Source organism: Sandarakinorhabdus limnophila DSM 17366 (genome assembly GCF_000420765.1).
Classification (GTDB): Bacteria; Pseudomonadota; Alphaproteobacteria; order Sphingomonadales; family Sphingomonadaceae; genus Sandarakinorhabdus; species Sandarakinorhabdus limnophila.
The window spans coordinates 180,843-192,822 of record NZ_ATVO01000003.1; the positions used below are offsets into that span (position 1 = coordinate 180,843).

Below are 11,980 nucleotides of genomic sequence, written 5' to 3' on the forward strand. Positions count from 1 at the left end.
ATCCATGCTGCCAACCATGCCATCGCGTCGGACATTCCTGAAGGACAGCGCCGCACTGGGAGCCGCTGCGGCGGCGGCGCCATTCATCGGCACGCTTGGGGATATCGGCGCGGCTGCGGCTGCAACCGCGACGGACTACAAGGCGCTGGTCTGCATATTCCTGTTTGGTGGCAATGATTATGCCAACACGCTGGTGCCCTATGATCCGGCAAGTCATGCGACCTACAGCGGGTTGCGCAGCAACATTGCCCTGGCGCGCACTGATCTTGCCGCGACGGCACTGAACCCGGCGACGCCGCTTGCCGGCGGCATCCAATATGCGCTGGCGCCATCGCTGGCGCCCTTGCTGCCGGTGTTCAATGCCGGCAAGATGGCGGCGATCCTCAATGTCGGAACGCTGATCCAGCCGACAACCAAGGCGCAGTATCTCGCCAGAAGCGTACCGTTGCCGCCAAAATTGTTCAGCCACAACGATCAGCAATCCTTTTGGCAGGCGTCGACAGCCGAAGGCGCCAGATCGGGCTGGGGTGGACGCATGGCCGATCTGTTTCTGGCTCAGAACAGCAACCCGGTGGTGACAGCGATCAACGCCGCGGGTAACGCTGTCTTTCTGACCGGCAGGACGGCCAGCCAATATGCCGTGACCTCGACAGGGCCGGTTGCCCTGAATGGCAATGCCAGAACGCTGTTCGGATCGGCGGCCGGTGCGACGGCGTTGCAAGCGATCGTCGGCGCCACTCAGGCCAATCTGTTCGGCAATGAACTGGCGCGCACGAGCAGCCGGGCGCTGACCGCCTACAACCAGGTCTCCACCGCACTGGCCGGCGCGCCGACGATTGCCACGCCGTATCCAACCGGCAACACGCTTGCCGACCAAATGAGAGTCGTTGCCCGGCTGATTTCGGTATCACAGGAGCTCGGCGCCAAGCGGCAGGTGTTCTTCGTCTCGCTCGGTGGCTTCGATCTCCACGCGGGGCTCGCGGCAACGCAGCCCGTTTTGCTTGGCAGGGTGGCCGATGCAATGCGCGCTTTCTATGATACCACCGTCGAACTTGGCGTCGCCAACCGCGTTACAGCATTCACGGCATCAGACTTCGGCCGCACCCTTCTGAGCAATTCGAGTGGCTCCGATCATGGCTGGGGCTCGATGCATTTTGTCGTCGGTGGCGCGGTCAACGGCCGCAACTTTTACGGCAGACCGCCGGTCCTCGCCGACAATGGCCCGGATGATGTCGGCCAGGGGCGGCTGTTGCCGGCGATCAGCGTCGATCAATATGCGGCAACACTGGCGAGCTGGTTCGGCGTCAGCGCTGCCGATATGGCGAACGTGCTGCCGTTCATCGGCAATTATCCGGCGGCATCGCGCAACCTCGGCTTCATTTGATCTGCAACGGGTTGCGGGAACCGGTTACCGCATATCCTTGACCAGCGCGATTTCGGCGATGCCACGCTGACCCGAAGCGCCCCGTTCGACCTGAATGACAACATCGATCACGCTGTGGGCATAGGCGATGATCTCTTCACGTCCCAGATTGACACGCGCCTGCAGCGCCAGCAGCGCCACTTGCTCGATGGCCCCCCGAGGGCTGTCGGCATGGATCGTCGAAATCGAACCTGGGTGGCCGGTGTTGATCGCCCGCAGGAAGCTGAACGCCTCCTTGCCGCGCATTTCGCCAAGCAGCAAACGGTCAGGTCGCATCCGCAGCGAGGCCTGCAACAGGTCTTCGGTCGTCACCATGGCTTCACCGGTTTCGCCCCGCACCGCGACAAGACCGAGCGCATTGGGCCGACCCAGCGCAACCTCTGGCGTATCCTCGATGACGATGATGCGCTCATCCGTCGGAATCCGCTTCAAAAGCGCGTTCAGAAAGGTCGTCTTGCCGCTCGACGTGCCGCCAGCGACAAGGATGTTCTTGCGCGTGGCCACACAATGTTCGAGGAATCCGAGGATGTTGCCGGCGTCCAGCAGTTGGCGCAATTCGGCATCACGGCGCGCCGCATCGCCACTGTCGCGGGTCCTCACATTGGCAAAGGCGCCGGCCGCGGCATAATCCGCAAGATCGATGTCGACCTGGACGTGCTTGCGAATGGCAATCGCCAAATGTTGCCGGGTGGCCGGCGGTGCAATGATCTGGATGCGCGCGCCCCCTGGCAACAGGCCAGACAGCAGCGGCTGGGCGCGGTTGACACCCTGGTTGTTCGCGCGCGCCACCTGCGCCACCAGCCGCGCCAGCACGATCTCGCCAAGGCCCGCCACGGCGATCTGTTCCATCCCCCGCCGGCCGTTGCTTTCAACCCAGATCTCGTCCGGCCGGTTGATCAGGATTTCCGTGACGTCATCGCGCTCGAGCCATGGTGCCAGCGGCGCCAGGAAGGATCGCAGATAAACGCCGTCGGCACCGATGTCGGCCACGTTGGTCATGGCGTCTTCTCGCGTACCTTGGAAAAATCCAGGTCCCGCGCCACAAAGACCCGCACCGGCGTGCCCTGCATCACCTTGATTGTCGGGGCGATATCGATCTGACGCTGCAGGGCGATGCTCGCCAATTGGTTGGCCTGGCTGACATTGCCGATCAGCACCTGTGATCCATTGCGTGCCGTATTGGCGAGATAATCGATGCCGCCGGTGATCACCGAAAGCAACGTCGCCGCGCCGAAACGCTTCATGAAGTGCGTATCGACCTTACCGCCCAGTCCGGTGGAGCCGAGCGGGTCCGTCGCCGCCGACACCAGCTGGACGGACACGCCGTCGCTGCGCAGCACGCGCGTCCAGATGACAAAGGCGCGGGACTGGCCAAGCGCAACGCCGCTCGAATATTGGCCGATCAGGCGACTGCCGCGCGGAATGAGGACCTTGTTGCCATCAAAGCCGGCCACATCGCGGCTGACAACGGCGCGGACCAGCCCCGGCAAATCCGAATTGATCGCGGTTTCCAGCACGGCGGCGATGATCGTACCCTGCGGAATGACCATGGTGGTCGATGCGAGTTGATCCGTGCCGACGCTTTCGGTTGGGCTGCGCGCCACGCGGTCGGCGAAGACCTCATTGGCGGTCAGCTTATCGGCTGTACCGGCCGCAGCCTTGGCCGCGTCGGCGGTGAGCGCCGGGCGATCGCTGACGCTGGTATCGACAATCAGGGCCGGCGTTGTCGATCGGCGTTCAGGCAGCGGCGGCGCGGTTTCGACCGGGGCCGGAGCTGCCACCACAGGCGGCGGTTCAGGCTCGGCCACGGTTGGCGGGGGCGCAACTGGTGTCAGGACCGGTGGCGGCGGCAAATCGATCGTCGATGGCACGGCTGCCGGTGCCGTCGGCACTGTGGCCGCAACGTCAACCGGCTTGCCCGCCTGCAAGCCGGCAAACGTGGCGGCACCCAGCGCCAGCACGCCGACGAACCCGAGCGGCAGCAGCCAGCGGTTGGGCGGGCGTGACACCGCCGGCAGCGACGCGGCGCGGACGGCTGCGAGGGCGTCGTCAGGGCTGGGATTGGCCATGGGGCGCCCGGTCAACCGAACAGGCCGCGCTTGCGCGACCGCGCCTCGCGCGGGCGGGGGGCAGCAGCGCCGGGCTCAATGGCGCGCAACGCATCGTTGAACACCTTGGTCACCTGCGGGCCGCTGCGCAGCACGAACTGGCCAGCCAGCTGTTCGACCACGAAATAGCGCCCTTTGACGATATGATTGACCAGGCTTTCCTTGCCGTCGGCGCCAACCGCGAACACAGCCGGGGTGTCGATGCCGGCCGGCCATTGGAAATAGGTGAAGCGGCCATCATCGAAAACGCGCGACGGTAGGTTCGATTTGTCGCCGGTATAGCTATAGGCGAAATTCCAGCTTTCCGGTGGCAACGCGTCGCTGACCAGCGGCTCCCCGGCGGCCGTTTGTCCTGCGGCCAGTTCCTCGTTGGGATAGATGAAGCGGATATCGAAGGTCTGGTTGCGGCGCATGCTGGCCGACTGGACGATCAGTTCGAAATTGTAGCGCCGCGCGTTGGTGACAACGGTCATATTGGTGCTGGCGATCGAATCGATCGGTTTCAGAAACAGCAAATCGGCCTTGCGGTTCGGCGTCGCCTGCCACGCCTGCGAATCGCCGATCGAGACATTTTCGATGCGCTCACCAGGCCCGAATGCGATGACCATCTGATATCCCGGCTGGCCCGTGATGGTGACCACCTCGCGCGGGTTGTAGACGACGGTGCGGATGCGCGGATCGACCGGGCTGGCGACAGGGGTCTGCGCTGCGCTGGCAGCACTGCCAATCGCCACCAGCAGCGTCACCAAAAGGGGTTTGATAACAGTCATTGGCTTGCCTCTGGCGTTGCGGATGACGGCGCGGCATCCCCGGTCGGCACCGCCTGCGGCATTGATTCCGCATCGCGCCGATAGTGCGACACCTGAAAGCCGAGCGGGTTGAGCAAGCGGTCTTCGGCCGCAAGCGGCGCCCCGGAAAATCCAAAGCGCACCACCGTCGCCCAATCGCGCCGCGTCACCGGACCATCGCCATCGCGGCGGTCGGTCGAAAAGCGCACCAGCGCATTGTTCTTGTCGATCAAGGCGATCGACTTGATCATCGTCGTGATCAGCGTTTCGGCGTTGGCGGAATTGAGCACTGATTGCGGGTTGGCGCGGTCAAAGGCGCGCAGATAATCGCGACGCGCCTGTCCCGTCGACCACAGGCCGACCTTGCGGTAACTGGCAGCAAGATCGGCGGCGTCGAGCGTTTCACGGGCGATGACATATTGCGCCAGCGCCGACTGGGTGAGCGCCTCGTTCTCGCTCAGCGGCCCGAGAACGACGCCGCGCGCCAATTCGGCATGACCGGTCTGGCGATCGACGGTAATCGTGTAGGGAACCACGGTCTTCAGCGGCAGCAGAAGGATCAATGCCAGCCCTTGGACGACGGCGAGGCCAAGCGCGACACAAGCGACCCACCAGGCGCGGGCACGCGATGCGCGCAGGCCGGCATTGACGTCCTGCGCCCAACTTGCCGCCTCGGCGCGATAGGCTGCCGGGATCACGGCAGCAGGGGGGGGCAGCTTTTCCATCATGTCCATTTCACCATACCCTGGCCGCCGTTGGCAAAGCCAGCGCGCGGGGTGATGCGGCGACGGCCCTGGCCCAGCCGTCCGGCAACGGCCACCGGGTCAATCGCGCTCAGCGCTGCCGGTTCGGCGGCGCGCGACACCAGCAGGTCGCGGGGCTGCGCAGCGGCACCGGCCAACGGGGCAGTCTGGACAAGATTGACAATGGTCTCGGTGCGGCTCTGTTCAGGCGCAGACATGCGCGGCACCGTCAGCGCCGTTTCGGCCGTTGTGCGCAATGGCGCCTGCGCACCCCTGGGCAAGCGCAGACCGGCTGCGATAATGCCGGCAAGGGCCAACGCCTGCGAAAGCACGACGGCAAAGACCACAACGATCATCAGGATCGCCAACGCCGGCGTATCACGAAACGCCGTGATCGGCCCTGGGGGCAGGCTGGCGACAAAGGGCGTCAGCACAGTGACCAGCACGCCCGTCAGCGGCAACACGATCAACGGCACCAATGCGAACTTCACCGCCGCGCGCAGCCAACCTTCCGACAGCCCGCGGGTTGCGCCGAACAGGCCGAAGGCGATGAACAATGGGCCGACCACCAGCAGCAGGGCGAGGATGATGCGGACAATCAACAACAGCCCGACGCTGCTCGCCATCATCAGCAAGGCGCTGAGCCACAGCACCATCGCAACAAATTGCGGCGCCCCCGGAACAAAGCCAACGATCGCAGTCGGCGCCGGCGCTGTTGGTGGCGGCGCCCCGGCGGCGGGCGGTGGCGTCGGCGACGGCAACGTGGCAGCGGCGTCAGCGACCGGCGCGGCCGGGTCGCGCTGCTGCCAGGCAGCGCCGGCATAATCGGTGATGGCATCGAAAAGCTGTTGCTCGCCAACAATCACCGCATCGCCGGTGCCGGCGCTGGCACCCGGCATCACCAGGGCAGCGACCTGCTGGGGGCCATCGAACAACAGCTTGAAGACCAGCCGATCATAGGCCGGCCAATTCGTCGCCAGTGACAGCACCAACCCGATCCGAATGAAATGCGGCACGATTTCGCCCAGCGACAGCGAAGCAAGGCCGAGCGCCAGCCGATAGCCATAGATTGCGACATACAGTGTCAGGCTAATCGTCAGCGCGGCTTCAAGGCTGCCGCCCGGCGCCATCAGGCCGGCAAAGGATGCTTCGACCTTATCGGCGATAAAGCAGTCCACACTGCCCAGAAGATCGCGCGCCAGGCTCGGCGGCCCGCTGGCAAGGCTGCAGGCGCCGCTCATCGGGGCGATCGCGCGGCTGGATCGGCCGCCGCCACCTGCGCCAACAGCGGTTCCAGCCACACCGCCGGATCATCGCCCAGTTCATTGCGCAACGCATCGAGGCGGCGCACGCTCGCTTCGCGCCCCGACAGCACGGTCAGGATTCGGTTGAGGCCGGTCAGATCGAGCCGGGCGATGACACTGTCGTTGCCGTGCTTGACCAGAAAGCAATGCGACGTGTCGGGCAGGCTGCGCACCAGATCATATTCATGCGCCGAAAGGCCAAAACCCTCGCGATAATCGGCCGCCTGCGCCTTGGGGTTGGGCATGAAGATCTGCGTCGCCGCCTGTTCGATGATCGCCGGGCCGATCCGGCTGTCGAGGGCGTCGCGGGCGTTCTGGGTGGCAAAGCCGACAATGCCACCGCGCTTGCGGATGGTTTTCTCCCAATCCCTGATCCGCGCGACAAACACCTCGTCGTCAAGCGCCTTCCAGCCTTCATCGACGATGATGATCGTCGGCGTGCCATCAAGCCGTTCCTCGACGCGGTGGAACAGATACATCATGGTCGGCGTGCGCAGCACCGGGTCGTCGAGCAACATCGTCATGTCGAAGCCGATCGACGTGATGCCAAGATCGAGCGCATCGCGTTCATTGTCGAACAGCCAGGCGCGCTCGCCGCCGTCAACCCAGGCGCCCAGCCGGTGCGCCAGATCACCGGCGCGCGGCCGATCGACCCCACCTAGCAGCTCGCGAAAATAGCGCAGCCGCCGAAAGCTGGGGTCCGATTCGAAATTGGCATCGACCGCGCGCGCCACCACTTCACGGTCGCCGACGTCCAGTCCGCCGCCGGCCGGCAACAACAGGCGCTCGATCCATTCGGTGAGGAAGCGGCGGTTGCCCGGCGTGTCGGGCAGCGCCAAGGGATTGAATCCCGAAGGAAACCCCGGCCGAACCACCGAATATTGGCCGCCGATCGCACGGATGAAGATTTCGGCGCCGCGATCCTTGTCGAAATAGACGGTGCGCGGCCCAAATTTGCTCGCTTGCGCCAGCAGAAAGGTCAACACTACCGTCTTGCCCGACCCGCTGGGGCCAATGATCGTGAAATTGCCGAGGTCGCCGGCATGGAAATTGAAATGGTAGGGTGTACCCGATGTGGTTTCGAGCACGGTGATCGAATCACCCCAATGGTTGCCCGAGGCTTTGCCGACCGGAAAATTGTGCAGCGATGCCAGCGCCGCGAAATTGCCGGTCGAAACCAGCGAACGGCGTGGGATGTCCTTGAAATTGCTAGGAAACTGCGCCCAGAAGGCGGGCTCCATGGCGACATCCTCCCGCACAGCGATCAGGCCCAGATCGGTGAAGCCCGCCATCACATCTGCGACCGCGCGATCAAGATCCGCCAACCGCGGCACCCGCACCTGCACGGTCAGATGGTGTTCACCAAAGCCCGACCGGCCGGCGGCGACATTGTCCTTGGCTTGGGCCAACTGGCCGCGCAGCGATACGGCGGCATCGTCGGAGGCACGCATGCGCCGCAGCACCAGATCAATCCTGTTCACCGCCTGCGTGCGATCGACAAAGCCAAAGCTCTGGCTGACAACCATTTCATGCGGCAGCCGCAACAGATTGTCGAGCAGGCCAGGCGAGGTGGCGGCCGGATAATCCTTGATCGACAGCATCGCCGAAAAACGTCGGTCGGCCTCGGTGGCACCCTTCAGATCGATCGTGTCACCGCCAAAACTGACCCGCTTTTGCGGCAGATACATCCCGACATCGGCACGCGGCAGCAGAACCGGGCGCAGCTCGCCATTGTAGAGAAACGACAGGAACTCCAGTGGTTCCGAACAGATGCCCGCCTCGGTCTGATAGGCCGTCAACTGGCGGGCGCCATAGGCCGCCAGACTGCGCAGGATGATGTTGCTGGCATTGTTGAGATCGCCAAGCCCGGCCCCGATCGTGTCGGCACCGCCGCCACGGCGGAATGGCGCAATGGCCGCATCAATCAGGCCGGAGCGGCCGCCAAGCGGCCGGCGAACCAGTGTCAGGAACAAATCGTTGACATACATCTGCTTGCCGGCGAGGCGTGCACGCCAGGCCGCATCGACTTCAGCACAAAAGCCATTGGGCGACTCACCCTGCAACGCCGCCGTCACCGGGCGCCGAAGAATATGGTGATAGAGCGCCAGATGCGGATCATTGAGGCCACGCAGCAAGGACTCGCGGATGGCGTGGCGATAATTCAGATCTTCGGTGTCGGCGGTTTCAAATGGCAACCCGGCAACGTGGATGAACTGGCACAACATGCCGTCGCGCGTTGCGATAGTCATGTCGTCGACATGATGGCCATAGGGCAAACGCGACCCTGCCGCGGTTCGGCTGTGCAGGGCGGCGCTCGCCATCATTGACCGTGCCATGACACCGCGATCACGGATCGTAAGAATTGCATTGCCAATTCCGGAAACTGGCCAGCCGCGGGCAGCGTTGCGCGCGCAGGATCCAGAGATCGAACATGCGTGGTTCGCGCACGCACGCCAACACCCCCAGGCCGTGCAGCACAAGCGCGAGTGCGATAACCCAGAACGATCGGGTTAAAAGAAACGCCTCCATGGTCACCAACGCGTTGACGATGAAGAAGTTATAGGTAACGCCGGCGAACATTTGTGGCCGGGTGAGCGCGGTAAAGACCGGCTCGCGAACGAGCATGTCGGCCTCGGCCATATCAGGCGCCCCCGGCGACGCTGCGAATGCCGGCAACAATCGCGCCGGCGCCGAACAGGATGAACAGCCCGATGACAACCGTGGCACCATAACGCCAGTTCATCCGGCCGGTGAGCATCAGCAGCCCGACACTGGCAACGGCGATGACGGCAACCGCCGTCGCGACGCTGCCGAGCAGCGTGCCCTGGATCCAGCCGAGTGCCGCGGTGAGCGGACCGGAGCCTTGCGGATCAAGCGTGACGGATTGGCCCAGGGCCGGCGTGGCAAGCATTGCGGCGACCATGGCTGCCATTGTCCGGCGGGCATATGTCTGGCTCGACATGGCGATCTGCTTTCCCCCTGTGGTCTCCGTCGCCTCTTTCAGTCCGCTGCATTGGCAAGATGGTCAAGAACCTTTGCGACATAGGCCCGTGTTTCGGGAAAGTTGGGGATGCAGCGTGATTTCGTCACCCGGGCAGGTCCGGCGTTATAAGCGGCAATCGTACAGACAATGTCGCCATCATAGCGATTGAGCAGATAGCGCAGATAGGCGGTGCCACCGCGGATATTGGCCGCTGCATTCTGCGGATCGACGCCGATCGTTCGCGCCGTTTGCGGCATCAGCTGCATGATGCCGATCGCGCCGGCCGCCGAAACCGCGTGCTGGCTATAGCGCGATTCATGGTGGGCAATGGCATCGATCAGGGCCGGGCTGACTGCATAAATCTGTCCCGCCTTTGCCACGGCGGGTCGAAAGGCGGCGGCGCGCGCGCTGACCGGCACTGGCCGGGCCTTGCGCGAAACTGGCCGGTTTTCGAGCCGCGGCGGCAAGCTGTCGATCCGTTCGATCCGGCCGTCCTGGCCAACTTCATAGACATCGGCATTGGCCACGCTGGCTGACAGTGTCGACAGCACCAATGCAACTGCCGTGATCAGCCGCGTGTGCATGAAACCCTCTGTGAACGACAAGCCATTGGATAGGCGCTTGTCAGACTGACTTGCAATGGGAATCGTCAAGGCGAAGTCGGACACCGACCAGCCTTTCCGTCCACAAGAGAGCGATCATAAGCGCGAGCAGCCGCCCGCCACCAACGGATTGACCCTGTTGCCGACAACCCGGCCCTCGGGAGACCAAAGCGCAGGGTTGCTGGCGGACAGAGTGGGATTCGAACCCACGGTGAGCTTTCACCCACGGCGGTTTTCAAGACCGCTGCCTTAAACCACTCGGCCATCTGTCCGGGGATGGGCCTAGTGGTTTGGAGGGCACCCGGTCAAGTCACGTTATGCGGGCGCGCCTTGCGCAACTCTGATGGCGGGCGGCCGTAGCGGGCGCTGATCACTTCGTTGAAGCGGCGCAGGGACGCAAAGCCGGCGGCGTGGGCGATTTCGGTTATCGGCAGTTGTGTGTGCGCGATCATCTGCATGGCGCGCTGGACGCGGCGGGTTTGGGCGACTTCAATGGGGGAAGCGCCCAGATGCTGGCGGAACAGGCGGGTGAGGTGGCGGGCGCCGACGCCGCAGCGTGTTGCGAGGGCTTCCACCGTGCCTTCACCATCGAGCGCGCCTTCGTCGATGAGTTTCAGCGCCCGTTCCACGGTCGTCTTGGTGCCGTTCCAGGCCGGACAGAAGGGCGCGCTTTCGGGGCGGCATTTCAGGCAGGGGCGGTATCCAGCGCGTTCGGCGGCAGCGGCGCTGGGGAAGAAACTGATGTTGCGCGTGAGCGGTTGGCGCACGCGGCAGACCGGGCGACAATAGATGCCAGTTGTTTTGACAGCCAAGAAGAACAGACCGTCGTACGCCGGATCGCGGGCGAAACGCGCCGCGTTCATCGTGTCGAAATCGAGGCCGTGAACGGACGGATCGACGGGTGCGTGCATGGGGATCTAAATACGCCCGTGCCGTTCCTCCCGCCATAGTAACCGTGAAGACGATGGCCGATTTTCGCGAGTGAACTTGTTACAACCGCGTCATCGCCAGCGCGGCCTTGCTGCCGTAGCGCAGACCGGCGGTGTGGGGCAGGGCAGTGTCGAGCGCGGCGATGTCGGCGGCGGACAGGGTGAGCGCGGCGGCGCCGGCGGTATCGATCAGGGTGGTGCGGCGCTTGCAGCCGGGGATGGGCACGACGTCCGGACCCTTGGCCAGCAGCCAGGCGATGGCGACTTGGGCGGGGCTGGCGGCGTGGGCGGCGGCGATGGATTTGACCACGGCGACGGCTGCCATGTTGGCGTCGTAATTTGCGCCCTGATAACGCGGATCGGCCTTGCGATAATCGCCGTCGGGCAGATCTTCGGCGCGCGGCACACTGCCGGTGAGGAAGCCGCGGCCGAGCGGGGAATAGGGCACGAAGGTGACGCCCAGTTCGCGGGCGGTTGGCGCGATTTCGGACTCCACGTCGCGTTCCCACAGGCTCCATTCGCTTTGCAGGGCGGCGATGGGGGCGACGGCGCACGCGCGGCGCAGGGTGGCGGCGGAGCATTCCGAAAGGCCGATGGCGCGGATCTTGCCCTCCTTCACCAGGTCCGCCAGCGTGCCGACCACGTTTTCGATCGGCACGGCAGGATCGACGCGGTGTTGGTAGAACAGGTCGATCACGTCGGTGTTCAGGCGCTTCAGCGACGCCTCGCACACGTCGCGGATATGGGCGGGCTGGCTGTTGACGCCGGCCACGCGGCCATTTTCGATGCGGAAACCGAACTTGGTGGCAATGATGGCCTGGTGGCGGCGGCCGGCCAGCGCTTCGGCGACCAGCTCCTCATTGGCGAACGGGCCATAGATTTCGGCGGTGTCGAAGAAGTTGATGCCGAGATCGAGCGCGTGGTGGATGGTGGCGATGGCTTCAGCGCGATCGACAGGCCCGTACATGGCGGCCTGGCCAGCGGTGCCCGCCATGCCCATGCAGCCCAGGCCGAGGGACGAAACGGTAAGCGGGCCGATCTTGTGGGTCTGCATGGCGCGTCCTTTCTTTGCTCTGCATCACAGGCTAGAGAATCCACCC

General features: G+C 64.4%; 12 protein-coding genes and 1 tRNA gene. 1 reads left to right on the top strand and 12 read right to left on the bottom strand.

Annotation, left to right across the window (positions count from 1 at the left end):
* The first annotated feature begins 16 nt into the window (after nucleotides 1-16).
* Nucleotides 17-1,384: a DUF1501 domain-containing protein gene (locus G566_RS0100965; protein WP_243442384.1), complete on the top strand. Its 1,368-nt coding sequence runs from the start codon at nucleotides 17-19 to the stop codon at nucleotides 1,382-1,384.
* Between the two features lie 24 nt (nucleotides 1,385-1,408).
* Here G566_RS0100965 and virB11 read toward each other — a convergent pair whose 3' ends face one another.
* The 12 genes from virB11 to G566_RS0101025 form a co-directional block, all read right to left on the bottom strand.
* A complete protein-coding gene (gene virB11, locus G566_RS0100970) occupies nucleotides 1,409-2,422 on the bottom strand; it encodes a P-type DNA transfer ATPase VirB11 (RefSeq protein WP_022678812.1) in 1,014 nt (337 codons plus the stop codon).
* The gene (gene virB10 / locus G566_RS13080; RefSeq protein ID WP_022678813.1) at nucleotides 2,419-3,492 is read right to left on the bottom strand and encodes a type IV secretion system protein VirB10; all 1,074 of its coding nucleotides are present in this window, start codon (nucleotides 3,490-3,492) and stop codon (nucleotides 2,419-2,421) included. The genes virB11 and virB10 overlap by 4 nt, the downstream gene beginning before the upstream one ends.
* An 11-nt stretch (nucleotides 3,493-3,503) precedes the next feature.
* Nucleotides 3,504-4,301, bottom strand: coding sequence for a P-type conjugative transfer protein VirB9 (gene virB9 / locus G566_RS13085; protein WP_022678814.1), 798 nt, complete (start codon nucleotides 4,299-4,301; stop codon nucleotides 3,504-3,506).
* Nucleotides 4,298-5,047, bottom strand: coding sequence for a VirB8 family type IV secretion system protein (locus tag G566_RS13090; RefSeq protein ID WP_169522730.1), 750 nt, complete (start codon nucleotides 5,045-5,047; stop codon nucleotides 4,298-4,300). The genes virB9 and G566_RS13090 overlap by 4 nt, the downstream gene beginning before the upstream one ends.
* Nucleotides 5,044-6,303 carry a TrbL/VirB6 family protein gene (locus tag G566_RS0100990; protein ID WP_156874380.1) on the bottom strand — a complete coding sequence of 420 codons (1,260 nt, stop codon included), beginning with the start codon at nucleotides 6,301-6,303 and terminating at the stop codon, nucleotides 5,044-5,046. The genes G566_RS13090 and G566_RS0100990 overlap by 4 nt, the downstream gene beginning before the upstream one ends.
* Nucleotides 6,300-8,690 (bottom strand): VirB4 family type IV secretion/conjugal transfer ATPase, encoded by a 2,391-nt coding sequence (locus G566_RS0100995; protein WP_022678817.1) that lies wholly within the window; start codon nucleotides 8,688-8,690, stop codon nucleotides 6,300-6,302. Before G566_RS0100995 ends, G566_RS0100990 begins: the two co-directional genes overlap by 4 nt.
* A gap of 22 nt (nucleotides 8,691-8,712) precedes the next feature.
* A complete protein-coding gene (locus G566_RS0101000) occupies nucleotides 8,713-9,006 on the bottom strand; it encodes a VirB3 family type IV secretion system protein (protein ID WP_022678818.1) in 294 nt (97 codons plus the stop codon).
* Nucleotide 9,007: 1 nt separating this feature from the next.
* A complete protein-coding gene (locus G566_RS0101005) occupies nucleotides 9,008-9,328 on the bottom strand; it encodes a TrbC/VirB2 family protein (protein ID WP_029131097.1) in 321 nt (106 codons plus the stop codon).
* 38 nt (nucleotides 9,329-9,366) lie between these two features.
* Nucleotides 9,367-9,954 (bottom strand): lytic transglycosylase domain-containing protein, encoded by a 588-nt coding sequence (locus tag G566_RS13095; protein WP_156874381.1) that lies wholly within the window; start codon nucleotides 9,952-9,954, stop codon nucleotides 9,367-9,369.
* A 179-nt stretch (nucleotides 9,955-10,133) separates the two neighbouring features.
* Nucleotides 10,134-10,223, bottom strand: a tRNA-Ser gene (locus tag G566_RS0101015).
* 33 nt (nucleotides 10,224-10,256) lie between these two features.
* Nucleotides 10,257-10,862 (bottom strand): bifunctional transcriptional activator/DNA repair enzyme AdaA, encoded by a 606-nt coding sequence (locus G566_RS0101020; RefSeq protein ID WP_022678820.1) that lies wholly within the window; start codon nucleotides 10,860-10,862, stop codon nucleotides 10,257-10,259.
* Between the two features lie 79 nt (nucleotides 10,863-10,941).
* Complete coding sequence (locus tag G566_RS0101025) at nucleotides 10,942-11,934, bottom strand: aldo/keto reductase (protein WP_022678821.1); 993 nt, start codon at nucleotides 11,932-11,934, stop codon at nucleotides 10,942-10,944.
* Between the last annotated feature and the right edge of the window lie 46 nt (nucleotides 11,935-11,980).

Excerpts from the sequence above, each read along its gene's own strand:
- virB11 (WP_022678812.1), bottom strand. The coding sequence starts at position 2,422 with ATGACCAACGTGGCCGACATCGGTGCCGACGGCGTTTATCTGCGATCC.
- G566_RS0101005 (WP_029131097.1), bottom strand. The coding sequence starts at position 9,328 with ATGTCGAGCCAGACATATGCCCGCCGGACAATGGCAGCCATGGTCGCC.
- G566_RS0100965 (WP_243442384.1), top strand. The coding sequence starts at position 17 with ATGCCATCGCGTCGGACATTCCTGAAGGACAGCGCCGCACTGGGAGCC.
- virB9 (WP_022678814.1), bottom strand. The coding sequence starts at position 4,301 with ATGACTGTTATCAAACCCCTTTTGGTGACGCTGCTGGTGGCGATTGGC.
- virB10 (WP_022678813.1), bottom strand. The coding sequence starts at position 3,492 with ATGGCCAATCCCAGCCCTGACGACGCCCTCGCAGCCGTCCGCGCCGCG.
- G566_RS0100995 (WP_022678817.1), bottom strand. The coding sequence starts at position 8,690 with ATGATGGCGAGCGCCGCCCTGCACAGCCGAACCGCGGCAGGGTCGCGT.
- G566_RS0101020 (WP_022678820.1), bottom strand. The coding sequence starts at position 10,862 with ATGCACGCACCCGTCGATCCGTCCGTTCACGGCCTCGATTTCGACACG.
- G566_RS0100990 (WP_156874380.1), bottom strand. The coding sequence starts at position 6,303 with ATGAGCGGCGCCTGCAGCCTTGCCAGCGGGCCGCCGAGCCTGGCGCGC.
- G566_RS13090 (WP_169522730.1), bottom strand. The coding sequence starts at position 5,047 with ATGATGGAAAAGCTGCCCCCCCCTGCTGCCGTGATCCCGGCAGCCTAT.
- G566_RS0101025 (WP_022678821.1), bottom strand. The coding sequence starts at position 11,934 with ATGCAGACCCACAAGATCGGCCCGCTTACCGTTTCGTCCCTCGGCCTG.
- G566_RS0101000 (WP_022678818.1), bottom strand. The coding sequence starts at position 9,006 with ATGGCCGAGGCCGACATGCTCGTTCGCGAGCCGGTCTTTACCGCGCTC.